Source organism: Allobrachymonas chironomi DSM 19884 (assembly GCF_000374625.1).
In the GTDB taxonomy this organism is placed as follows: domain Bacteria; phylum Pseudomonadota; class Gammaproteobacteria; order Burkholderiales; family Burkholderiaceae_C; genus Brachymonas; species Brachymonas chironomi.
Window position 1 is genome coordinate 87632 of record NZ_KB894768.1, and the last position, 22369, is coordinate 110000.

Sequence of the window (22369 nt, forward strand, 5' to 3'; positions counted from 1 at the left end):
ACATGTCGCTCAAGGTGGCTCAGTGGGCGGCACTGCCGTCGTGCATCGAGCGTGCGTGTTCGGGGGCGCGTTTGGCTTGGGCCCACTCGTTCAGCATGTCCCATTTCACCTCGTCCAGCTTGCGGTGCATCTCGGGCGTGCCGGTATCGGCGGCCAGTTCAATGCGGTGACCGTTGGGGTCGAAGAAGTAAATCGACTTGAAGATGGTGTGCTCGGTCGGGCCCAGCACGTCGATGCCGGCGGCTTCCAGGCGTTCCTTGGTCTTGACCAGGGTGTCGAGCGAATCGACCTTCAGGGCCAGGTGCTGTACCCAGGCCGGGGTGTTTTCGTCACGGCCCATGTCGGGACGGGTGGGCAGTTCAAAGAAAGCCAGGATGTTGCCGTTGCCGGCATCCAGGAACACGTGCATGTAGGGATCGGGGGCCTTGGTGGAGGGGACTTCGTTTTCGGCAATGGCGAGCACGAACTTCATGTCGAGGTGCTTGCCGTACCACTCGACGGTTTCCTTGGCGTCCTTGCAACGATAGGCGACGTGGTGGATATGCTGGATCAGGCTCATGGGGGTCTCCGGAATTGGTGGTGGGGAAAAGCCGCCGCAGCTGCGGTCGGCCTTCTGGAATGACAGACGGTCTGTAGCCGTCCTGGGTGCATTAGAGACCAGCTTGATTTATCATGCAAACGGTATTAATTGATCGATATATCGGATTTTCTGATGAATGTTTCCCTGCGGCAATTGCGCGCCTTTGTGGCGGTGGCGCGTTACGGCAGCTTTACGCTGGCAGCCGAGAGCCTGTACATCACGCAATCCGCCTTGAGCGGCCTGATCCGGGAGCTGGAGCAGAATCTGCAGCTGCGGCTGGTGGACCGCAGCACGCGCCGCATGCGGCTGACCGACATGGGCAGCCAGCTGTTTCCGCTGGTGCAGAAAATCCTGGACGATCTCGACGGCGTGATGGCCGAGGTAGGCAAGATCAAGGCGCTGGAACGCGGCCTGGTGCGGGTGGCGGTGCCGCAGCTGCTGGCCAGCACCTGGCTGCCGCCCATGCTGGCAGGGTTTCGCCAGCAGCATCCACAGGTGGAGTTGCGCTTGCTGGACAGCCTGGTGGAGACCGTGGTGTCACGCGTATTTGCCGGTGAGGTGGACTTTGGCATCGGGCCGGAGCGCGACCCGAATTCGGATATCGAGGCCAGCCTGTTGCTGGAGGTGCCGTTTCTGGCGGTGTTGCCGGCCGGGCATCGGCTGGCGGGGCATGAGCGCCTGGTCTGGGACGATCTGGCGCCAGAGGCCTTGATCACCTTGCAGGGTCAGTTCACCGAGCGCTTGACGCTGGAACTGGGCACTGGCAGGCGCGGGCCGGGTCTCAAGCCGGCGCACGAGGTCAGCTTCATGGCCACTGCGCTCAAGATGGTAGCTGCAGGGCTGGGGGTGACGGTGTGCCTGCCGTATGCGGCCGAGCTGGTCGAGCAACAGGGTTTGTTGTTGCGGCCGCTGCAGGCGCCGGTGGTTCGGCGCGGTGTGTACGTGTTCACGCGCCGTGGCCGCACCCTGTCGCCTGCGGCAGAAGCCATGCTGGCACACATCCGTGCCGAGGCCGCCCGTCAGCTGCAGGTATTGTCGGAACGGGGCTGGCTGTAAGGCCGGACGACAGCAGCCTACAATGCAGCATGCTGCGCCAGCCTTGCTGGGCGTGGCCTTGTCTTTTGCCGTACACCAGGATTCTGCATACCCATGACGACCGCCCCTGTCATCGCCGATTTGCCGGGGCATACCCCCATGATGACCCAATATTTCTCGATGAAGAGGGACTTTCCGTCCAATTTGCTCTTCTATCGCATGGGTGATTTCTACGAGCTGTTCTACGACGATGCGATCAAGGCCGCACGCCTGCTCGGCATCACGCTGACCAACCGCGGCCAGTCGGCCGGTCAGCCGATTCCGATGGCTGGCGTGCCGGTGCATGCGCTGGACAACTATCTGGCCAAGCTGATCCAGCTGGGCGAATCGGTGGCGATTGGCGAGCAGGTGGGCGAAGTCGGAGCCGGCAAGGGGCCGGTGGAGCGCAAGGTGGTGCGCGTGGTCACACCCGGGACGCTGACCGAATCCGAGCTGTTGGGGGATAAGACCGAAGCCGTGCTGCTGGCGCTCCAGGTGCCGGTGCGCATCGGCCGCCAGCGCAGCGTTGGCCTGGCCTGGATGAGCCTGACGCAGGGCCGCATGAGCCTGGCCGAATGCACGCCCGACGAGCTGCCGCAATGGATCAGCCGCATCCAGCCGGTGGAAGTGCTGTACAGCGCCGATGCCAGCGAGACGCTGCAACAGCAGCTGGCGCAGTGGCAGCAGCACGGAGCCATGCAGCGCTTCATCATCACCGAGCGTCCGGCCTTCACCTTTGACAGCGGTCTTGGCCTGCGCAAGCTGACCGAACAACTGCAATCGCCCAACCTGAATGCCTGGCAGGCCGACGAGGTGGTACAGGCGCATGCCGCCGCCGCTGCGCTGCTGGCCTACGCCGAACACACCCAGGGTCGCGCCATGACGCATCTGCACTACCTGCAGGTGCAGCGCGATGACAGCCTGGTGCATTTGCCGCTGACGACGCAGCGCAACCTGGAGCTGACGCAAACCCTGCGCGGCGAACCCAGCCCGACGCTGTTCAGCCTGCTCGATACCTGCCAGTGCGGCATGGGCAGCCGGGCCTTGCGCGGCTGGATGCTGCAGCAGCAGCGCGATCGCCAGCAGGCGCAGCAGCGGCTCGATGCCATCGCCTTGCTGCGCGAGCAGGGTTTGCGTGACCTGCGAGCCGCCCTGCATGGCACCAGCGATGTGGAGCGCATCAGCGCGCGATTGGCGCTGCGCCAGAGCCGCCCACGCGAGCTGTCCGGTCTGCTGCGCACGCTGGATCAGGCGCAGGGGCTGCGTGACCGGCTGCTGCGCGTGCTTGATGCCGTGCCCGAGTCGCCAGCGCTGCTGCAACAGGTCGCCGAGCAGCTGCAACCGCCTGCCGGCGTGCTGGAGCATCTGCAGCAGGCGATCCAGTCCGAGCCGGCCGTGCATATCCGCGATGGCGGCGTCATCGCCGAAGGCTACGATGCCGAACTTGACGAGCTGCGCGGCATCCATGCGCGCAGCGCCGAGTACCTGTTGGCGATGGAGCAGCGCGAACGCGAACGCACCGGCATCGGCAATCTGCGTGTGCAGTACAACCGCGTGCATGGTTTCTATATCGAGGTCACCAGCAGCCAGCTCGACAAGGTGCCGGACGATTACCAGCGCCGTCAGACCATGAAGAATGCCGAGCGCTTCATCACGCCCGAGCTGAAGGCCTTCGAGGACAAGGCGCTGTCGGCGCAGGACCGTGCGCTGGCGCGCGAAAAATGGCTGTACGAACAGCTGCTGGAACAGCTGCAACCGCAGATCGCCGGCCTGCAGCAGCTGGCCGCTGCGCTGGCCACGCTCGATGCCCTGTGTGCGCTGGCCGAGCGCAGCCTGACGCTGGACTGGTGTGCGCCGGTATTTGCCGTCGAGCCCAGCATCGGGATCGAGGCCGGCCGCCACCCGGTGGTGCAGTCGCGCCTGATGGAAACCACCGGTGCCGGCTTCATCGCCAACGATACCTTCCTGTCGCCCAGGCAGCGCATGCAGATCATCACCGGCCCCAACATGGGCGGCAAATCGACCTATATGCGCCAGGTGGCGCTGATCGTGCTGCTGGCCGGCATGGGCAGCTACGTGCCGGCATCCAGCGCGCGCATCGGCCCGATCGATGCGATCCTGACGCGCATTGGCGCGGCCGATGACCTGGCCAATGCGCAATCCACCTTCATGCTGGAAATGACGGAGGCGGCGCAGATCCTGCACACTGCCACACGCAACAGCCTGGTGCTGATGGACGAGATTGGTCGCGGCACCAGCACCTTTGACGGCCTGGCGCTGGCCGGCGGCATCGCCAGTCACCTGCATGACAAGACCCAGGCGCTGACCCTGTTTGCCACCCACTACTTCGAGCTGACCGAGTTCCCGCGCGAGCACCATGAGGCGATCAATGTGCATGTCAGCGCGGCCGAATCGGGCCAGGATATCGTGTTTCTGCACGCCATCGAGCCGGGGCCTGCCAGCCGCAGCTACGGCATTCAGGTGGCGAAACTGGCGGGCATGCCGGCAGCGGTGATCCATCATGCGCGCCACGTGTTACAGCAGCTGGAAACCCAGCAGCAGGAGCAGCAGCACCAGATCGACCTGTTCGGTGCGCCGCCCGACCTGGCCGTGGCGCAAGCCAGCCACGAGCCTGGCGAGATCGAGCTGGCCTTGCACGAACTCGATCCCGATGCCATGAGCCCGCGCGAGGCGCTGCAGGCACTCTATGCGCTGAAAGAGCTGCAGGACAAGGCCGGAGCATGAGCATGCATACCCGATTCATCCTGTTGAACACCAGCCACGCCGGCAATGTCGGTGCCGTGGCACGCGCCATGAAGGTCATGGGTTTTGAAGACCTGGTGCTGGTCAAGCCGCGCTGGCCCGATGTGCTGACGCGCATCGAGGCGCTGGAACGCGCCAGCGGTGCCGATGACGTGCTGCGCCAGGCGCGTATCGTGCAGGATTGGGAAGAGGCGGTGGACGGCATCGAGCACCTGTGTGCCACTGCCATGACGCCGCGCGATTTCGGCCCGCCCACGGTGGAGCCGCGTGCGCATTTTGCCGATCTGGTGCGTCAGCAGCAGGGCAGTGCGGAACAGCCGCCGCTGCGCAGTCTGGGACTGGTGTTCGGCAGCGAGCGCTACGGCATGTTCAACGAGGAGGTCTACCGCTGCCATGCCTGCATCAGCATTCCCACCAATCCCGATTACGGTTCGCTGAACCTGGCTTCCGCCGCGCAAGTGCTGGCCTATGAATGGCGGCAGGCACTGGGCGGCTTCCAGGTCGCCGAGGCCCCTTCGGTCACGTCAGCCAGACGGGCCGACGCCGGCCAGATCGAGGGCATGCTGGCGCACTGGCAGCAGATGCTGACCGGCATCGGCTATCTGGATCCGGCTGCACCGAAAAAGCTGATGCCGCGTCTGCAGCAGCTGTTCCACCGTGCCGGCCTGCACGAGGAAGAGATTCACATCCTGCGCGGCATTGCGCGCAAGATGCAGCAGTGCCTGAAAGATCGCAATCCCTGACAGCAGTCGGCCTATTGGCTGGTTGTACACTGCATTCATGTTTGCACGCATCAAGTCCGATATCGATTGCATCCTGGAGCGCGACCCGGCGGCGCGCAGCCAATGGGATGTGCTGTTCTCCTATCCCGGTTTCCACGCGGTGCAGATGCACCGGCTGGCACATGTTTGCTGGAAAAAGGGCTGGACCTGGCTGGCACGCTGGATTTCGCACTGGGCGCGTTTCCTGACCGGTATCGAGATCCATCCGGCGGCCCAACTGGGCGAGCGTGTGTTCATCGACCACGGCATGGGCGTGGTGATCGGTGAAACTGCCGAAATCGGCGATGACTGCACCATCTACCACGGCGTCACGCTCGGCGGCACATCGCTCTACAAGGGCACCAAGCGCCACCCGACGCTCGGCAAGGGGGTGGTCGTGGGGGCGGGTGCCAAGGTGCTTGGCGGCTTTACCGTGGGCGATGGTGCCAAGGTCGGCAGCAATGCGGTCGTCACCAAGCCGATCCCGGCAGGCGCCACGGCGGTCGGCAACCCGGCACGCATCATCCATCCCGATGATGCCCGGCCCAAGACCAGCTCCGGCCGTTTCAGCGCCTATGGCGTGACACAGAAGGACGATCCGTTCAGCCTGGCCATGCGTGGCCTGGTCGACAACGCCGCCGGCCAGGAACAGCAGATCGAACTGCTATGGCAGGCCGTGGCCAAGCTGTCCGAGCACCTGCCCTGTCCCGAGGCCATGCCCAAGGACGCACCGCGTCACGAGGGCATCACGCCCGAAGAGCTGAGCAAGCTGATCGACGACGAGATGTGAGCTGCCGCATCAGCGCGGCAGGTAGTCCAGCAGGGCGTGGTAGCCGATCTGACGCGTATTGCCGGCCCAGTTCAGCACGTAAGTCTGCTGCTCGGGGGCAGGCATTTGCGCATGGCTGGCTGTGATCTGCAGGTAGTAGGTGCCGGCAGCCAGCAGCGGCAGCAGCAGATCCTGGCGACCCTGCACGGCCGCGCCGACTGGCTGGCGCAGGGCGGCATCACGGAACACCTGCACGCTGATGTCGGCCTGCTGCTGGCCTGATAGCGGCTTTTTCAGCAGCACGCGGCTCCAGCGCAGCACCGGACGGAAGTCGTTGCCCTGGTAGACCGAGGCTTTTTCCAGCAGATTGGGAGCGGCGTTGACGCGCAGCTGCGTGTCGGCATCCAGTCCTTCCAGGCCATGGCGGTCCATGCTGCGTACGCGCAGATGCCAGAGACCCTCACCCAACGCGCCCATGTCCATCGCCGGTCCGGACAGCAGTTCGCTGCGGTAGATGGTGTCGTACTGCGCATCACCCGAAACGATCACGCGGTAGGCGCTGGCATCCGGCTGGGCCGGAAAAGTCCAGACACCATTCGGCAGGGTGAGTGGCTCCTGTACCGGCTGCAGCGCCGGTGCCGGCAGCAGAGTGTGTGCCTGCATCGCTCCCTGATTCGGATCCACGACGACACCCTGACCAGCCTGCAGCAGGATGGCCGTATCTTTCCAGGTGTTCTCGTTGTTGACTGCGCCTTCCAGGACTTCGGCGCGATCGGCATGGACATACTGGTCGGCACTGGCGACCCGGAAGCGGGTGCCACGCACACCGATCATGGAGGTGGTGGTTTCGACTTCCAGCGGCTTGGCTCGCGGCGAAATCTTCTGCACTGCGGCTTCCAGCGCCCCCTGGGCCAGGCGCAACTTGCTGGCAAACCAGTTGACGACCTTGCCGGAGTCGTCGCGAGCCGGGTAGTGGCGGTTTTCCACGATTTGCGCTACCGAATTGGGCATCAGCTGGACACGGGAACCGTCTTCCAGCTGGAGCACGGCAGAGCTGTTGGCGTTGGTCCGGATACTGGCCTGCTCGCCCAGACGTACACCGGCATGGATCGGCTGGCCACCAACCTGCACTTCGCCAATCGTCTTCACGACATGGGCGGTGGCCGGAGTATGCGGCAGCAGCTGCAGCGGCGCACGGATGGTGGTGCCTACCGGCGGTGTTCGGCGCGTATCCGGCAGCTTGTTGTAGATGGCGACCTGTTCCCACTGGCGGGCCGGCACACCGATCGCCTTGCTGATACTCTGGATGGAGTCGCCGGATCGCACCACATGGCTGGGCTGCTGGAAGCGGCTGTTGGCAGCAGCTTCCGGCCCGGCGGCACTGGCTGCCAGTGGTAGCAGGCCCAGGCATAGCCCCAGGACAGAGCGCTGAAAGAGAATGCTAAGGTGAGGTTGAGGCATGCGCATGGGTCCCCGGAAAGGCGGTGAGCAGGAAACTGGCTTGTGGATCAATTGCTCCCCAAAGACCATGATAATGACACGGATTTTAAAGGATGGGTCAATCTTCCTTGTCGGATCGGGGAATAGGCTTGCGCCCTGTCTTTTCAGGGCCATGCCCATCCGTCAGGCAGAAGCTTAACAGCACAGGGCGCCGTTGCAATACCGGTTACCGGCAGCACGCCACATGCAGCGGGAGAGGCTCAAGGGGGCCGCTTGTATCAACAGGCTGGTATCGGCATCAAAACCTTCCAGTCCGTGGCGGTCCACGCTGCGTACACGTACATGCCAAAGGCCGTCTCCCAGAGAGCCCATATCCTTGTGCGGCAGTTGCAGCAATTCGCTGGACACCACCGTTTCAAAACCGGGATCGCGTGACACGATGACGCGGTAGGCATGTGCATCGGCTTGCGCCGGGAAGGACCAGATGGCGTGGGGCAGGCTCAAGGTGGTGGTCTGACTGCCGAGCTGGGGCGCTGGCAGCAGGCGGGAAACCTGGCGGGCTTCGGGTTGGGCGGCATCCATCACCAGGCCCTCACCAGCTTGCAGGGCGATTTCAGTCCGGCTTTTCCGGTCCGTATGGCTGACTGCTCCGCGCAGGACTTCGATCCGGTCCGGCTGTGCCTGTGCGCTGGTGACACGGAATTGGGTGCCCCGAACCCCGATCAGCGAATCGGCCGTCTCCACTTCCAGTGGCTTGGCACGGGGCGCAATCAGGTCGATGGAAGAGTCCAGCGCACCTTGCACCAGTCGCAGCTTGCTGGTAAACCAGTTCACTACCCTCCCGCTTGCTGCGTCAGGGGCCGGGTGGTGCCGGTTTTCGACGATGTCTGCCACGGTGCGGGGCATGATCTGGATGCGGGAGCCGTCATCCAGCTCAATCACGGCCGAACTGTCGTTGCGGGTCTGAATCCGAGTCGATTCCCGCAGTCGTATGCCAGCCTCCACGATGCGGCCGTTGACCCGGACTTCGCCGACTGTCTGGATCAGCAGCGCGGTGGCGGGCTTGTGTGGCAGCAACTGCAACGGTACGCGCAGGACGGTGCCAGGAGCGGGAACCTGCAGATTCCGGAGCAGTTGGTTGTAGCTGGCGACCTGGGCCCATTCCTGAACGGGAACGCCCATGGCCTGGCTGATGTTGGCCAGGGTATCGCCCGACTGCACCGTATAGCTGGGAGGCGGGACTTCATGATGGATGGGTTCGGCACGCTGGGCATGGATCAGAGGCGACAGCAAGCCCAGACAAAGACCCAGCAGGACGGCAGTACGGGCGCGTCGGATGGCGCGGAAAGGTGCAGAGTCGGACATGGCAGGCGAGCCTCAGACATGTGATGCGAGAAGCTTAACCCTGTCTGCCGGCTCCTGTCATGCATGCAACATGAAACCCGGCGCACAGCTGAGGATTCGTGCCGGTACCATTTTCATTCGGCGCCAGTCATGCGCCATCCTCCATGGTCAGCAATTGCCCCTTGACCAGCTGGAAAAGTTCCCGGTAGGAACGGGCCTGGCGCGGCGCCGCACCGGCCGGCTGTTTCGCCGCCGCTTCGGCATCCTTGCGCGCCTGGCGCACCAGCGCACGCAGCTGCTGGGTATCGGTGTCGGGATACTGGGTCAGCCATTCGGACAGGGCCGCATCGTGCGTGTCAGCATCAATCAGGCGATCGCGCCAATGTTCAGCCTGATGCAGCAGGGCGATTTCTGCTGCGCTGCCGTCACGCTGCACCTGCAGCGCGGTACGGATGGCGGCGACCTCTTCGTCATCCAGCTTGCGCATCAGCTTGCCGATGTACTGCATCTGTCGGCGTCCGCCTTCGAAATCGGTAATGCGCTTGTATTCCTTCAGCGCTTCGAGCAGGCGCTCGGGCAGATCCAGCGGATCCAGCAGGCCGGCGCGCAGCGTGAGCAGCTCCTGGCCCAGCTGCTGCAGGGCTTCGCTCTCGCGCTTCAGATCGGTCTTGCTGGTATCGGTATCGCCCTTGGCCTGGCGCTTGAGCTCCAGGTCCATCTCGCTGCCTTCGGCAACGAATTGGCCGCGGACGTAATAGCCGCGTTTGGGTTTGCGTGACATGGGTGGTTATCCGGTAAGCATGGCAATAGGACGTATGATACTTCCCCATGAAATCCAAAGCCAAAGCGTCCCGTCTTTCTGTTCCTGCCGATCAGCCCCTGAGCGGCTTTGCCTACAGCCGATCCCACTTCGAGGAACTGGTTGATCTCGCCATCGCCCATGCGAAAAAGCTGGGTGCCACCGATGTCGGCGCCGAAGCCTCCGAGGGCTGTGGCCTGTCGGTATCGGTGCGCCGTGGCGAGCTGGAAAACGTCGAGCGCAACCGCGACAAGTCGCTCGGCGTGACGGTCTACATCGGCCAGCAGCGTGGCAATGCCAGCACCTCCGACTTTTCGCGCAAGGCGATCGAGCAGACGGTGCAGGCGGCCTACGATGTGGCGCGCTACACGGCGCAGGACCCGGCTGCCGGCCTGCCCCACGAGCAGGACGTGGAAACCGACATGCGCGAGCTGGATCTGTTTCACCCCTGGAATATCGATTCCGATGCGGCCGCGCAGCTGGCATTGGCTTGTGAAGACGCCGCTTTTGCCTGTGATCCGCAAATCAGCAACAGCGAAGGGGCTGCGGTATCGGCGCAGCAAAGCCATTTCTTCAGTGCCCACACGCATGGCTTCCGGGGGGGCTATGCCAGTTCGCGCCATTCCCTGAGCGTGGCCCCGATCGCCGGCAAGGGCGATGCCATGCAGCGCGATTACTGGTATAGCTCGATGCGCCACCCGGACGAACTGGCCAGCGCCAGCGCGGTCGGCCGTTATGCCGCAGAGCGTGCCCTGAGCCGTCTCGGCGGTCGCAAGATCGATACCGTCGAATGCCCGGTGCTGTTCGAGTCGCCGCTGGCGGCCGGCCTGCTCGGCAGCTTTGTGCAGGCTGTCAGCGGCGGTGCGCAATACCGCAAGAGCAGTTTTCTGCTCGACAGCCTTGGCAAGCAGGTGTTCCCGAAGCATATCGACATCCTGGAAGATCCCTTTGTCCTGCGCGGCAAGGGCAGCAGCCCGTTCGACGATGAAGGCGTGCGCGAACAGCGCCGGCTGGTGGTGGAGCAGGGCAAGCTGCAGGGCTATTTCCTGAGTGCCTATACGGCGCGCAAGCTCGGCATGCGCACCACCGGCAATGCCGGCGGCAGCCACAACCTGTCTTTCCACAGCCAGCGCACACAGCCAGGCGATACGCTGGACGCCATGCTGCGCAAGCTGGGCACCGGTCTGTTTGTCACCGAGCTGATGGGCCACGGCATCAACTATGTCACCGGTGACTATTCGCGCGGTGCCAGCGGCTTCTGGGTCGAAAACGGTGAAATCGCCTTCCCGGTGCAGGAAATCACCATCGCCGGCAACCTCAAGACCATGTTCAAGGGCATCGAGGCCATTGGTGCCGATGTCTACACCACCGGAGCCAAATCCACCGGCTCGATCCTGATCAATCGCATGAAAGTGGCAGGCAACTGATGGCAGACACCGGGCCTTCCCTGATCGTTGCCGATGGCACCCTGCCCAAACTGGCATTCCAGCTGTCCAACGACGCCTGGCATACACCGCCCGAGTTGTGGCTGTATGGAGTGGGCGCGCTGCTGCTGATCGCGCTGGGCTGGTGGCTGACGCGCTGCCTGGGTCCGGTGCTGCGCAGTCTGCTGCGGGCCGGCTTGGTGGCCTTGCTGCTGTCGCCGGCCATCCTGGCGTGCGAGATCATCTCGGTGATGCCGTTCCCGGTGCTGCTGTCACTGGCGTTTGGTGATCGTGCCAGTGTCAGCTGTGGTGCGCCGCTGGTGGCCTTGCCGCCCAATGCCATGACGTTTGCCGGCATCTGGCTGGTGCTGTTCCTGGCATTCTGGTGCTGGGACTGGTTCCGCCGTCCGGGCGTGCGCTGACACAAGCCAGGCACCATGCAAAAAGGCAGACCCGCAGGTCTGCCTTTTTGCTGAAGCCGTGCCGGGATCAGCCGGCCAGCAGCGCTTTCACGGCAGCAGACACCTGGCCCATGTCGGCCTGGCCCGCCAGTTGCGCCTTGGCCGCGCCCATCAGCTTGCCCATGTCGGCTGCGGCGGGCGCACGACCCTGTTCCGCCTCGAAGGCTGCGCCAATCGCACGTACCGCTTCGGCAATCTCGGCCTCGCCCAGACGCGCCGGCAGATAGACCTGCAGCACTCCGGCTTCGGCTTTCTCCTTGTCGGCCAGATCCTGCCGACCGGCAGCCTCGAAGGCGGTGATGCTGTCCTTGCGCTGCTTCAGCAGCTTGTCCACCACCGCCACCACGGCGGCGTCGTCCAGCGTGATGCGCTCGTCCACTTCCTTCTGCTTGATGGCAGCCTGCAGCAGGCGGATGGTACCCAGGCGCTCCATGTCCTTGGCGCGCATGGCGGTCTTCATGTCTTCGGTGATCTGGTCCTTGAGTGACATCGTGATTCCTGGTCTAGAGGTGAAAAATGGAGACAAAAAAACCCGCATCGGCGTCCCGAGCGGGTTTTTTCAGTGCCGGAACTGCAATCAGTACAGTTTCTTGGGCAGTTGCTGCGAACGCACGCGCTTGTAGTGGCGCTTGACGGCAGCAGCCTTCTTGCGCTTGCGCTCGGCCGTGGGCTTCTCGTAGAACTCGCGGGCCCGCAGGTCGGTCAGCAGGCCCAGCTTTTCGATGGTGCGCTTGAAACGGCGCAGGGCAACTTCAAAAGGTTCGTTTTCTTTGATGCGGATAGTGGTCATTAGCTAATGGATTCAGTTGGTGCGAGAGTTTGCCGCAGGAAGATCGGGCCTGCGGGACAGCCCGCAAAGTTTCCCCGTCATACAGTTGATCAGGCCGACGGAGTTTGCCAGCAAGGGTGAAATTATATGCTGCCGATGGCCGATACGCAAGAAAGTGTGCGCAGACGTTGCAAACAGGCTGCAATTTACCCTGTGCCCTTCCTCTCTGATGGGCGTGGTGGCAGCCCATGGATCGGGCATTTTCCATCCCGGAAGCAGGCTTCCATGGTATTCTTCGGTCCTTACTCTTATACAAGACATGTCTACATGGTAGACCGCGCGCGTGAACTGCGGCTGGCGTTCACGTGGCACCCATTCATCGGGCACGCAGTGCAGTACAGGCGACCCGGATACGGTTTTTCATCTCTGGAGTCTTGCAATGACTGCAACCGCTGTTCAACTGAACGTTCCCGATTTCGTCAAGCACCCGCAACTGATCGCCTGGGTGCAGGACATGGCCAACCTGTGCAAGCCCGACCAGGTCTACTGGTGTGATGGCAGCCAGGAGGAGTACGACCGCCTGTGCCAGCAGCTGGTCGATGCCGGCACTTTCCGCAAGCTGAATCCGGCCAAGCGTCCGGGCAGCTTCCTGGCCTGGTCCGACCCGTCCGACGTGGCGCGTGTCGAGGATCGCACCTACATCTGCTCGCAGGACAAGGCCGATGCCGGCCCGACCAACAACTGGATGGATCCCGCCGAGATGCGCAAGACCCTGCAGCCGCTGTTTGACGGCTGCATGAAGGGCCGCACCATGTACGTGATCCCGTTCAGCATGGGCCCGCTGGGCAGCCCGATCGCACATATCGGTGTCGAGCTTTCCGACAGCGCCTACGTGGTCGTGAACCAGAAGCTGATGACGCGCATGGGCAAGGCCGTGTACGACGTGCTGGGCAGCGATGGCCCGTTCGTGCCCTGCGTGCACACGGTAGGCGCTCCGCTGGCCGAAGGCGAGAAGGATCAGACTTCCTGGCCCTGCAACCCCGATGTCAAGTACATCGTGCACTACCCCGAAACACGTGAAATCTGGTCCTACGGCTCCGGCTACGGCGGCAACGCGCTGCTGGGCAAGAAGTGCCTGGCACTGCGCATCGCCTCCAAGATGGGCAAGGACCAGGGCTGGCTGGCCGAGCACATGCTGATCCTGGGCGTGACCAATCCCGAAGGCAAGAAGTACCACGTGGCGGCAGCTTTCCCGAGCGCCTGTGGCAAGACCAACTTCTCCATGCTGGTGCCGCCGCCGGCTTTCGAGGGCTGGCAGGTCACCACGATCGGCGACGACATCGCCTGGATCAAGCCGGGTGCGGATGGCAAGCTGTACGCAATCAACCCGGAAGCCGGCTATTTTGGCGTGGCTCCGGGCACCAACACGCTGACCAACCCGAACTGCATGGCCAGCCTGAACGAAAACGTGATCTTTACCAACGTGGCCCTGACCGATGACGGCGACGTCTGGTGGGAAGGCATGGAAAAGGACCAGGGCAAGACCCCGGAGCACCTGATCGACTGGCAGGGCAAGGACTGGACGCCGGAAGACGGCAAGGCCGGCCGCAAGGCAGCCCACGCCAACGCCCGTTTCACCGTGGCGGCCATCAACAACCCGGCGCTGGATGCGGCCTGGGACGATCCGGCTGGCGTGGCGATTGATGCCTTCATCTTCGGCGGCCGTCGCAGCACCACCGTGCCGCTGGTGACCGAAGCGCGCAACTGGACCGAAGGCGTCTACATGGCTGCCACCATGGGCTCCGAAACCACCGCTGCCGCCTTTGGTGCGCAGGGCGTGGTGCGCCGCGATCCCTTCGCCATGCTGCCGTTCTGCGGCTACAACATGAGCGATTACTTCCAGCACTGGCTGGACCTGGGCGAGAAGCTGCAGGCCAGCGGCGCCAAGGTGCCGCCGGTCTACTGCGTCAACTGGTTCCGCAAGGATGCCGACGGCAAGTTCGTCTGGCCGGGCTACGGCGAGAACATGCGTGTGCTGAAGTGGATGCTGGATCGCATCGAAGGCAAGGCTGCCGGCGAACAGACCATGTTCGGCGTGGCACCGGCCTACGACGAAATCAACTGGAATGGCCTGAGCTTCAGCGCCGACCAGTTCAAGACCGTCACCAGCATCGACAAGGCCGCCTGGGCGGAAGAGTTCAAGTCGCACGACGAGCACTTCGACAAGCTGAAGGAGCGTCTGCCGCAGGCGCTGGTCGAGACCAAGGCGGCGCTGGAGCAGCGTCTGGCCGAAGTGGCGTAAGCCGACGGGCAGTGGGCGGTTGCCAGGCAACTGCCGTAGCATGCCCATGAACAAGCCCCGCTTGCGAGCGGGGCTTGTGCGTTTCTGGCAGGGAGATTCAGCCCGGCAGCGAGGCCGCCAGCGCCTCCGCACACGCATGTCCGCTGGCCCAGGCCCACTGGAAGTTGTAGCCGCCGAGCCAGCCGGTCACATCCACCGCTTCGCCAATCACGTACAGGCCGGGCATCTTCGTCTCCATGGTTTGCGAGGACACATCGCGCGTATCGATACCGCCCAGTGTCACTTCCGCCTTCAGGTAGCCTTCGCTGCCCTTGGGGATGATCTGCCAGTGCTGCAGGCTCTCGCAGAACTGCTGCAGTGCCTTGTCCGACACCTCGGCCACCGGGCGTTGGCAGCCCGGATGCTGCGTGATCCAGTGCTCCACCAGGCGTGCCGGCAGGTAATGGCCGATCTCGTTGGCCACCAGTTTGCGCGATCCGCGTGCCTTGGCCTGTTGCAGCTGCTGCAGCAGGGCAGGGCGGCGGGGCGCATCGGGCAGCTTGCTGTCCTCGTCCGGAATCAGGTTGATATGCAGCGGCTGGCCATCCTGCCAGTAGCTGGAAATCTGCAGAATCGCCGGGCCGCTCAGACCGCGGTGCGTGAACAGCAGGTCTTCGCTGAAAGCCATGCGCTGCTGGCGCTTGCCAACGGGCGCATCGGTGCCGATTTCCACCGGCAATGCCACGCCGGAGAGCGCGGCAAACGGCTGCCAGCTGGCCGCATCAAAGGTCAGCGGCACCAGTCCCGGGCGCGGCGCGATCGTGCGCAAGCCGAACTGTGCAGCCACGCGCCAGGCCAGATCCGTTGCGCCAATCTTGGGAATCGACAGGCCGCCGGTGGCCAGCACCACGGCGCGTGCAGCTACCCGGCCACGGGCGGTATCGATCTGCCAGGGCAGAGCCGATGCCGGCGCGTGCTGCAGGCCCTGCATCGCGCAGGGCTGCCAGCGTTCCACGCCGCCAGCTTCGCATTCGCGCAGCAGCAGGTCGATGATGTCCTGTGCCGAACGGTCGCAGAACAGCTGGCCCTTGTGCTTTTCGTGAAAGGCAATGCGATGGCGTTGCACCAGTTCGATAAAGTCCTGCGCCCCATAGCGCGCCAGCGCGCTGCGGCAGAAATGCGGGTTCTGGCTGATGAACTGCGCCGGCGTGGCTCCGGCATTGGTGAAGTTGCAGCGGCCGCCGCCGCTGATGCGGATCTTTTCGGCCACCTTGGCCGCATGATCGATCAGCAGCACACGCAGGCCACGCTGGCCGGCCTGGCCAGCGCAGAACAGGCCGGCAGCGCCGGCACCTATCACCACGACATCGAATTCGGTGTTGCTGCTCATGCCAACGGCTCCTGGGTGGGCCGGACGGGAGCGATTTCTTTCGGGGAGGAGCTTGGAGATTCTTGCATGAGGGTATTGTCAGCGAAGTTGCCTCACGCCAGTCGCCGATGCACCCCTGCATGGTCTGGTCACGCAGCAGCCCGATGGCAGCCTGGGCCAAGTCGCGGCACAATGGCAGCCTGATGCAAAACTCCCTTACTTCCCCCTTGCTGGTGCTGGGTTTCGAATCCTCCTGCGACGAAACCGGCGTTGCCCTGGTCGAGGCCAGGCCCGGCCAGCCGGTGCCGGCCCTGCTGGGTCATGGGCTGCACAGCCAGATTGACATGCACCAGGCCTATGGCGGCGTCGTGCCCGAGCTGGCCAGCCGGGACCATATCCGCCGCGTCGTGCCACTCACGCGCCAGGTGCTGGCGCAGGCCGGCCGCAGCCTGTCCGAAGTGGATGTGGTGGCTTTCACGCGCGGTCCCGGTCTGGCCGGCGCGCTGCTGGTGGGCGCCGGTGCGGCCTGCGCACTGGCCGCCGCGCTGGACAAGCCGGTGCTGGGCGTGCACCACCTCGAAGGTCATCTGTTGTCGCCTTTCCTGAGTGCCGATCCGCCCGAGTTCCCCTTTGTGGCGCTGCTGGTGTCTGGCGGTCACACGCAGCTGATGCAGGTGGACGGGGTAGGGCGCTACACCCTGCTGGGCGAAACCATTGACGATGCTGCCGGCGAGGCTTTCGACAAGTCGGCCAAGCTGCTGGGCCTCGGCTATCCCGGTGGTCCGGCGCTGTCGCGCCTGGCCGAGTTCGGCAACCCCCAGGCCTATGCGCTGCCACGTCCGCTGCTGCACAGCGGTGACCTGAATTTCTCCTTTGCCGGCCTCAAGACGGCGGTGCTGACCCAGGTGCGCAAGATCGAGGGTCAGCCCTGTTACCAGACCCAGGCCGATCTGGCTGCCAGTACCCAGGCCGCGATCGTCGAGGTGCTGGTGAAAAAGGCGCTCAAGGCGGTGGACAGCACCGGCCTCAAGCGCCTGGTAGTAGCCGGCGGCGTGGGAGCCAATGCCGAGCTGCGCCAACAGCTCGATGCCGCCTGTCGCAAGCGTGGCGTGCGCGTCCACTATCCGGAGCTGCACCTGTGTACCGACAATGGCGCCATGATTGCGTTGGCTGCTGCCATGCGCCTGCAGGCCGGCGTTGCCCGCGCCAGCCAGGATTACGGTTTCGATGTGCGTCCGCGCTGGGATCTGGAACAGCAGTCGGCCTGATTCCGGCTGGTGCGATCGCAACAGCGCACTGGACAAATCGGTGGCGTCCTATATAATTGTTCGATTCATTTGCCCCTCATGGGCAGGTGAAAGCACGTCACAGGTAGTCCGGCTTGTGGCGCAAGTCAAATAATTCCCAAGGAAATCAACATGATCGATAAAGTTGCCGTTATCAAGGATAACGCCCGCGCCGCCAATGACACTGGCAGCCCGGAAGTCCAGGTTGCACTGCTGACCGCACGCATCAACCAGCTGACCCCCCACTTCAAGACCCACTCCAAGGACCACCACGGTCGTCGTGGCCTGCTGCGCATGGTGAGCCGTCGCCGCAAGCTGCTGGACTACCTGAAGTCCAAGGACGCTGACCGCTACCTGGCGCTGATCGCCAAGCTGGGTCTGCGCAAGTAAGCGGGCACCGCATGCATGACGCCTGAGAGAGTGCCTTTCTCAGGCGTTTTGTTTTTTTGTTTCCGGAGTAGTGCAAGCACGAGCGCTGTGTCATTCCACCAGTACCGTCCCGCGACGATCCTGACGGAATGGCATCGTGTGCTGCAGGACTCCATTCTTTCCCATACAGGAGACCCTCATGTCCATCTTCAATAAAGTCACCAAGACCTTCCAGTGGGGCCAGCATACCGTTACCCTCGAAACCGGTGAAATCGCCCGTCAGGCCAGCGGTGCCGTGCTCGTCAACATCGACGACACCGTGGTGCTCGCCACCGTGGTCGGCTCCAAGACCGCCAAGCCCGGTCAGGACTTCTTTCCGCTGACCGTCGACTACATCGAGAAAACCTATGCCGCCGGCAAGATCCCCGGCAGCTTCTTCAAGCGCGAGGCCAAGCCCAGCGAACTGGAAACCCTGACCAGCCGCCTGATCGACCGCCCGATCCGCCCGCTGTTCCCCGAAGGCTTCTACAACGAAGTTCACGTGGTGATCCACACCATCTCCCTCAACCCCGAGGTGGATGCCGACATCGCCGCCATGATTGGCGTGAGCGCGGCCCTGGCCATCTCCGGCATTCCGTTCAACGGCCCGATCGGTGCGGCCCGCGTGGGTTACATCAACGGCGAATACGTGCTCAACCCGGGCCAGACCCAGCGCAAGAACAGCCAGCTGGACCTGGTGGTGGCCGGCACCGAAGCCGCTGTGCTGATGGTCGAATCCGAAGCCGACCAGCTGACCGAAGACGTGATGCTGGGTGCCGTGGTGTTCGGTCACGAGCAGAGCCAGGTGGCCATCAATGCCATCCACGAGCTGGTGCGCGACGCTGGCAAGCCGGTCTGGGACTGGCAGCCGGAAGCCAAGGACGAAGACTTCATCGGCAAGGTGAATGCCGTGGCTGAAGAGAAGCTGCGCACCGCCTACCAGATCCGCAGCAAGCAGGCCCGTACCCAGGCCTGCCGCGAAGCCTACGCTGCCGCCAAGGCCGAGCTGACCGCGCAAGGCGTGGAATTCGACGAAGTCAAGCTGGAAAACCTGCTGTTCGACATCGAGGCCCGTATCGTCCGCAGCCAGATCCTGTCCGGCGAGCCGCGCATCGACGGTCGTGACACCCGCACCGTGCGCCCGATCGAGATCCGTACCGGTCTGCTGCCGCGCACCCACGGCTCCGCCCTGTTCACGCGTGGCGAAACCCAGGCACTGGTCGTGTCCACGCTGGGCACCGACCGCGACGCCCAGCGCATCGATGCGCTGGCCGGCGAATACGAAGACCGCTTCCTGCTGCACTACAACATGCCTCCCTTTGCCACCGGCGAAGTCGGTCGCATGGGCAGCACCAAGCGCCGCGAAATCGGTCACGGCCGTCTGGCCAAGCGCGCCCTGGCGGCCTGCCTGCCGAGCAAGGAAGATTTCCCCTACACCATCCGTGTGGTGTCCGAAATCACCGAATCCAATGGCTCTTCTTCCATGGCCTCGGTGTGCGGCGGCTGCCTGTCGCTGATGGACGCCGGCGTGCCGATGAAGGCGCACGTGGCCGGTATCGCCATGGGCCTGATCAAGGAAGACAACCGCTTCGCCGTGCTGACCGACATCCTGGGTGACGAAGATCACCTGGGCGACATGGACTTCAAGGTGGCCGGTACCACCAGCGGCATCACCGCCCTGCAGATGGACATCAAGATCCAGGGTATCACCAAGGAAATCATGCAGGTGGCACTGGCCCAGGCCAAGGAAGCACGTATGCACATCCTGGACAAGATGCAGGAAGCCATGGGCGAGTCCAAGGCCGAGGTATCCCAGTTCGCTCCGCGTCTGTACACCATGAAGATCAACCCCGAGAAGATCCGTGACGTGATCGGCAAGGGTGGTGCCACCATTCGTCAGCTGACCGAGGAAACCGGTACCCAGATCGATATCGCCGAAGACGGCGTGATCACCATTGCCAGCACCGACGGTGCCAAGGCCGAAGAGGCCAAGCGCCGCATCGAGCAGATCACGGCCGAGGTCGAGGTCGGCAAGATCTACGAAGGCCCGATCGTCAAGCTGCTGGACTTTGGTGCACTGGTCAACGTGCTGCCGGGCAAGGATGGCCTGCTGCACATCAGCCAGATCGCCCACGAGCGCGTCGAGAAGGTCACCGACTACCTGAGCGAAGGCCAGGTGGTGCGCGTCAAGGCGCTGGAAACCGACGACAAGGGCCGCATCAAGCTGTCCATGAAGGCCCTGCTGGAGCGTCCCGAACGCGCCGAGCGTGGTGATCGCGGCGACCGCAATGGCAACGGCAATGGCCGCCAGGGCAGCGACGCCGAGCAGCAGCAACAGCAACAGCAGTAATCGGCATGCAAGCGATCGCCTTGGCCGGGTTTGGCGGGCCTGAAGTCCTGCAGCTCACCACCTGCCCTGATCCGGTCGCCGGACCGGGGCAGGTGCTGATCCGTGTGGCAGCCTCCGGCGTCAACCGCCCGGATGTGGTGCAGCGCCAGGGACACTATCCGGCACCGCCAGGCGAATCGGAGCTGCCAGGTCTGGAAGTCGCTGGCGAGATCGTCGCCGGTGATGCCGAGGCCATGCAGCAGGCCGGTCTGGCGATCGGTGATCAGGTTTGTGCACTGGTAGCCGGCGGTGGGTATGCCCAGTTCTGCGTGGCACCGGCCGTGCAATGCCTGCCGGTGCCTGCCGGCCTGAGTCTGGTCGAGGCAGCCAGCCTGCCCGAGACCTTCTACACGGTCTGGAGCAACCTGTATGACCGTGCCGGCCTGCAACCGGGCGAAACCCTGCTGGTGCAGGGCGGCAGCAGCGGTATCGGTGTCACGGCGATCCAGTTGGCCAAGGCGCGCGGCTCGCGCATCATTGTCACCGCCGGTTCGGATGCCAAGTGCCAGGCCTGCCTGGACCTGGGTGCCGATCACGCCATCAACTACAAGACGCAGGATTTCGTCGAGGAAGTCCGTGCCATCACCGGTGGCAAGGGCGTGGATGTGGTACTCGACATGGTCGCTGGCGACTATGTGGCGCGCGAGGTGAAATGCCTGGCCGAAGATGGCCGTATCGTCATCATCGCGGTGCAGGGCGGCACCCGGTCCGAATTCCATGCCGGTCTGGTGCTGACGCGTCGTCTGTCGATCATGGGTTCCACGCTGCGCAAGCAGCCGGTGGCGTTCAAGGCAGCCATTGCGCAGCAGTTGCGTGCGCAGGTCTGGCCGCTGATCGAAAACGGCAGCATCAAGCCGGTCATCCATGCGGTGTTCCCGGCGGCCGAAGCGGCGCAGGCACACGCCCTGATGGAATCGAATCAACACATTGGCAAAATCGTATTGTCCTGGTAACGCAAGGAGAAGCACATGAGAAAACTGATTGCCGGCAACTGGAAGATGAATGGCAGCCTGGCTGCCAACGAGGCACTGGTCAAGGACATTCTGGCCGGTATCGGCGAACCCGCCTGTGACGTGGCGATTTGCCCGCCGGGCATTTATGTGCCACAGGTGCAGACCCTGCTGGCTGGCCAGGACAAGGTCGCGCTGGGCGTGCAGAACGTCTCGCAGCACCAGAACGGGCCCTACACCGGTGACGTGTCTGCCGACATGCTGAAGGAATTCGGTGTGCGCTACGCCATCGTCGGCCACAGCGAGCGCCGCATGCACCAGGCCGAAACCGATACCAACGTCGCCATCAAGGCCAAACGTGCCCTCGAGGCCGGCGTCACGCCTATCGTCTGTGTTGGCGAGACCCAGCGTGAGCGTGATGAAGGCATGACCGATTACATCGTGCGTCGTCAGTTGGCGGCCGTGATCCATCTGGTCGGGCACTGCATCAGCGAGATCGTGGTCGCCTACGAGCCGGTCTGGGCCATCGGTACCGGCAAGACGGCGACTCCCGAAGAGGCGCAGCACGTGCACGACATCATGCGCAACCAGCTCAAGGCGGCTACCGAGCACGCCGACCGCATCCGCCTGCTGTATGGCGGCAGCATGAATGCTTCCAATGCGGCCCAGCTGTTGGCGCAGCCCGACATCGATGGCGGCCTGATTGGTGGCGCAGCCCTCAAGGCGCAGGATTTCCTCGCCATCATCGCTGCAGCGCAATAAAATAACGGGTTTGCCGCCGGTGCGGCAAGCCTTTCTCCGGTAATGTTTTCATGAATATTCTTCTCAATCTCCTGCTGGTCATCCAGGTGCTGTCGGCACTGGCCATGATCGGCCTGATCCTGGTTCAGCATGGCAAGGGTGCCGACATGGGCGCGGCCTTTGGTGCCGGCTCCTCCGGCAGCCTGTTTGGGGCTTCCGGCAGTGCCAACTTCCTGTCGCGCAGCACCGCGGTGCTGGCCACCGTGTTCTTTGCCTCCACGCTGATCCTGGCCTATTTCGGCAACCTGCCCAACACCGGTGGTTCCGGCAGTGTGCTGAGCGGTCTGGTGAACGCGCCGGCAGCCAGTGCTGCAGCGCCAGCTGCACCGGCTTCCGTGCCGGCATCTGCTGCCGAATCGCTGGTACCAGGCGCTGCAGCCGTACCGGCAGTCGTACCGGCATCGCCGGCGGTTTCCGCTGCTTCTGCCGGCTGATTGTTACAAGCGTCTCCCGCAGGCAGGTCGGGAGACTAAGAAAAACCCTGCCTCAGGTGCCTCGCTCGTTGAATATGGTTACAATGAGGGGCTAACCCGGGTAGGTGGGAAATTTCCTGCCTTCCATGCTCCGGGAAGAGACACGATTGCCGTCGTGGTGGAATTGGTAGACACGCTATCTTGAGGGGGTAGTGGCGAAAGCTGTGCGAGTTCGAGTCTCGCCGACGGCACCAGAATCACCTTTGGCCTCCGGCCGGATTTTTCTGC

Annotated in this window: 20 protein-coding genes and 1 tRNA gene; 14 read left to right on the top strand and 7 right to left on the bottom strand. The window is 63.7% G+C overall.

What is annotated here, in order from left to right; all coding sequences use genetic code 11:
- Positions 1-19: 19 nt before the first annotated feature.
- Complete coding sequence (locus C513_RS0106395; RefSeq protein WP_018715210.1) at positions 20-559, bottom strand: VOC family protein; 540 nt, start codon at positions 557-559, stop codon at positions 20-22.
- Between the two features lie 153 nt (positions 560-712).
- Between C513_RS0106395 and C513_RS0106400 the strand changes: the two genes are divergently transcribed.
- The 4 genes from C513_RS0106400 (at position 713) to cysE (ending at position 5968) form a co-directional block, all read left to right on the top strand.
- Complete coding sequence (locus C513_RS0106400) at positions 713-1636, top strand: LysR family transcriptional regulator (RefSeq protein ID WP_018715211.1); 924 nt, start codon at positions 713-715, stop codon at positions 1634-1636.
- Between the two features lie 93 nt (positions 1637-1729).
- The gene (gene mutS, locus C513_RS0106405; RefSeq protein WP_033394912.1) at positions 1730-4399 is read left to right on the top strand and encodes a DNA mismatch repair protein MutS; all 2670 of its coding nucleotides are present in this window, start codon (positions 1730-1732) and stop codon (positions 4397-4399) included.
- A gap of 2 nt (positions 4400-4401) precedes the next feature.
- Entirely contained in the window at positions 4402-5160 is a 759-nt protein-coding gene (locus C513_RS0106410; RefSeq protein WP_026320620.1) for an RNA methyltransferase, read from the top strand.
- A 37-nt stretch (positions 5161-5197) separates the two neighbouring features.
- Positions 5198-5968 (top strand): serine O-acetyltransferase, encoded by a 771-nt coding sequence (gene cysE / locus C513_RS0106415; RefSeq protein WP_018715214.1) that lies wholly within the window; start codon positions 5198-5200, stop codon positions 5966-5968.
- Positions 5969-5977: 9 nt separating this feature from the next.
- On the opposite strand, the gene C513_RS0106420 is transcribed toward cysE, so the two are convergent.
- The 3 genes from C513_RS0106420 to yjgA form a co-directional block, all read right to left on the bottom strand.
- Positions 5978-7408, bottom strand: coding sequence for a FecR family protein (locus C513_RS0106420; protein ID WP_169335119.1), 1431 nt, complete (start codon positions 7406-7408; stop codon positions 5978-5980).
- Between the two features lie 174 nt (positions 7409-7582).
- Positions 7583-8752 (bottom strand): FecR family protein, encoded by a 1170-nt coding sequence (locus tag C513_RS0106425; protein WP_033394913.1) that lies wholly within the window; start codon positions 8750-8752, stop codon positions 7583-7585.
- Positions 8753-8879: 127 nt separating this feature from the next.
- The gene (yjgA, locus tag C513_RS12885; RefSeq protein WP_018715217.1) at positions 8880-9512 is read right to left on the bottom strand and encodes a ribosome biogenesis factor YjgA; all 633 of its coding nucleotides are present in this window, start codon (positions 9510-9512) and stop codon (positions 8880-8882) included.
- Positions 9513-9559: 47 nt separating this feature from the next.
- On the opposite strand from yjgA, the gene pmbA reads away from it, so the two are divergent.
- Both pmbA and C513_RS0106440 read left to right on the top strand, forming a co-directional pair.
- On the top strand, positions 9560-10957 hold the full coding sequence (gene pmbA / locus C513_RS0106435; RefSeq protein ID WP_018715218.1) for a metalloprotease PmbA: 1398 nt from the start codon (positions 9560-9562) through the stop codon (positions 10955-10957).
- Entirely contained in the window at positions 10957-11376 is a 420-nt protein-coding gene (locus tag C513_RS0106440; protein ID WP_018715219.1) for a hypothetical protein, read from the top strand. The genes pmbA and C513_RS0106440 overlap by 1 nt, the downstream gene beginning before the upstream one ends.
- Positions 11377-11443: 67 nt before the next feature.
- Here the strand turns inward: C513_RS0106440 and C513_RS0106445 are convergent, their stop codons facing one another.
- On the bottom strand, positions 11444-11905 hold the full coding sequence (locus C513_RS0106445; RefSeq protein ID WP_018715220.1) for a GatB/YqeY domain-containing protein: 462 nt from the start codon (positions 11903-11905) through the stop codon (positions 11444-11446).
- 87 nt (positions 11906-11992) lie between these two features.
- Positions 11993-12205, bottom strand: coding sequence for a 30S ribosomal protein S21 (rpsU, locus tag C513_RS0106450; protein ID WP_018715221.1), 213 nt, complete (start codon positions 12203-12205; stop codon positions 11993-11995).
- Between the two features lie 418 nt (positions 12206-12623).
- Here rpsU and C513_RS0106455 point away from each other — a divergent pair, with 418 nt between their 5' ends.
- Positions 12624-14486 carry a phosphoenolpyruvate carboxykinase (GTP) gene (locus tag C513_RS0106455; protein ID WP_018715222.1) on the top strand — a complete coding sequence of 621 codons (1863 nt, stop codon included), beginning with the start codon at positions 12624-12626 and terminating at the stop codon, positions 14484-14486.
- Positions 14487-14583: 97 nt separating this feature from the next.
- Here C513_RS0106455 and C513_RS0106460 read toward each other — a convergent pair whose 3' ends face one another.
- Complete coding sequence (locus C513_RS0106460; RefSeq protein ID WP_018715223.1) at positions 14584-15855, bottom strand: BaiN/RdsA family NAD(P)/FAD-dependent oxidoreductase; 1272 nt, start codon at positions 15853-15855, stop codon at positions 14584-14586.
- A gap of 206 nt (positions 15856-16061) precedes the next feature.
- Here C513_RS0106460 and tsaD point away from each other — a divergent pair, with 206 nt between their 5' ends.
- The 7 genes from tsaD to C513_RS0106495 all read left to right on the top strand — a co-directional run bounded on the left by tsaD (position 16062) and on the right by C513_RS0106495 (position 22335).
- A complete protein-coding gene (gene tsaD / locus C513_RS0106465; RefSeq protein WP_026320621.1) occupies positions 16062-17102 on the top strand; it encodes a tRNA (adenosine(37)-N6)-threonylcarbamoyltransferase complex transferase subunit TsaD in 1041 nt (346 codons plus the stop codon).
- Between the two features lie 150 nt (positions 17103-17252).
- On the top strand, positions 17253-17510 hold the full coding sequence (gene rpsO / locus C513_RS0106470) for a 30S ribosomal protein S15 (protein WP_018715225.1): 258 nt from the start codon (positions 17253-17255) through the stop codon (positions 17508-17510).
- 178 nt (positions 17511-17688) lie between these two features.
- Positions 17689-19878 carry a polyribonucleotide nucleotidyltransferase gene (gene pnp, locus C513_RS0106475; protein WP_018715226.1) on the top strand — a complete coding sequence of 730 codons (2190 nt, stop codon included), beginning with the start codon at positions 17689-17691 and terminating at the stop codon, positions 19876-19878.
- A gap of 5 nt (positions 19879-19883) precedes the next feature.
- Positions 19884-20870, top strand: coding sequence for an NAD(P)H-quinone oxidoreductase (locus tag C513_RS0106480; protein ID WP_018715227.1), 987 nt, complete (start codon positions 19884-19886; stop codon positions 20868-20870).
- Between the two features lie 15 nt (positions 20871-20885).
- Entirely contained in the window at positions 20886-21629 is a 744-nt protein-coding gene (gene tpiA, locus C513_RS0106485; protein ID WP_018715228.1) for a triose-phosphate isomerase, read from the top strand.
- A 50-nt stretch (positions 21630-21679) separates the two neighbouring features.
- Positions 21680-22102 (top strand): preprotein translocase subunit SecG, encoded by a 423-nt coding sequence (secG, locus tag C513_RS0106490; protein ID WP_018715229.1) that lies wholly within the window; start codon positions 21680-21682, stop codon positions 22100-22102.
- Between the two features lie 148 nt (positions 22103-22250).
- Positions 22251-22335, top strand: a tRNA-Leu gene (locus C513_RS0106495).
- Positions 22336-22369: the final 34 nt, after the last annotated feature.

Coding starts and splice junctions, on each gene's coding strand:
- tpiA (WP_018715228.1), top strand. CDS start 20,886: ATGAGAAAACTGATTGCCGGCAACTGGAAGATGAATGGCAGCCTGGCT.
- C513_RS0106445 (WP_018715220.1), bottom strand. CDS start 11,905: ATGTCACTCAAGGACCAGATCACCGAAGACATGAAGACCGCCATGCGC.
- pnp (WP_018715226.1), top strand. CDS start 17,689: ATGTCCATCTTCAATAAAGTCACCAAGACCTTCCAGTGGGGCCAGCAT.
- cysE (WP_018715214.1), top strand. CDS start 5,198: ATGTTTGCACGCATCAAGTCCGATATCGATTGCATCCTGGAGCGCGAC.
- C513_RS0106480 (WP_018715227.1), top strand. CDS start 19,884: ATGCAAGCGATCGCCTTGGCCGGGTTTGGCGGGCCTGAAGTCCTGCAG.
- C513_RS0106420 (WP_169335119.1), bottom strand. CDS start 7,408: ATGCCTCAACCTCACCTTAGCATTCTCTTTCAGCGCTCTGTCCTGGGG.
- C513_RS0106440 (WP_018715219.1), top strand. CDS start 10,957: ATGGCAGACACCGGGCCTTCCCTGATCGTTGCCGATGGCACCCTGCCC.
- yjgA (WP_018715217.1), bottom strand. CDS start 9,512: ATGTCACGCAAACCCAAACGCGGCTATTACGTCCGCGGCCAATTCGTT.
- secG (WP_018715229.1), top strand. CDS start 21,680: ATGAATATTCTTCTCAATCTCCTGCTGGTCATCCAGGTGCTGTCGGCA.
- pmbA (WP_018715218.1), top strand. CDS start 9,560: ATGAAATCCAAAGCCAAAGCGTCCCGTCTTTCTGTTCCTGCCGATCAG.
- mutS (WP_033394912.1), top strand. CDS start 1,730: ATGACGACCGCCCCTGTCATCGCCGATTTGCCGGGGCATACCCCCATG.
- rpsO (WP_018715225.1), top strand. CDS start 17,253: ATGATCGATAAAGTTGCCGTTATCAAGGATAACGCCCGCGCCGCCAAT.
- C513_RS0106460 (WP_018715223.1), bottom strand. CDS start 15,855: ATGAGCAGCAACACCGAATTCGATGTCGTGGTGATAGGTGCCGGCGCT.
- C513_RS0106425 (WP_033394913.1), bottom strand. CDS start 8,752: ATGTCCGACTCTGCACCTTTCCGCGCCATCCGACGCGCCCGTACTGCC.
- C513_RS0106400 (WP_018715211.1), top strand. CDS start 713: ATGAATGTTTCCCTGCGGCAATTGCGCGCCTTTGTGGCGGTGGCGCGT.
- C513_RS0106455 (WP_018715222.1), top strand. CDS start 12,624: ATGACTGCAACCGCTGTTCAACTGAACGTTCCCGATTTCGTCAAGCAC.
- C513_RS0106395 (WP_018715210.1), bottom strand. CDS start 559: ATGAGCCTGATCCAGCATATCCACCACGTCGCCTATCGTTGCAAGGAC.
- C513_RS0106410 (WP_026320620.1), top strand. CDS start 4,402: ATGCATACCCGATTCATCCTGTTGAACACCAGCCACGCCGGCAATGTC.
- rpsU (WP_018715221.1), bottom strand. CDS start 12,205: ATGACCACTATCCGCATCAAAGAAAACGAACCTTTTGAAGTTGCCCTG.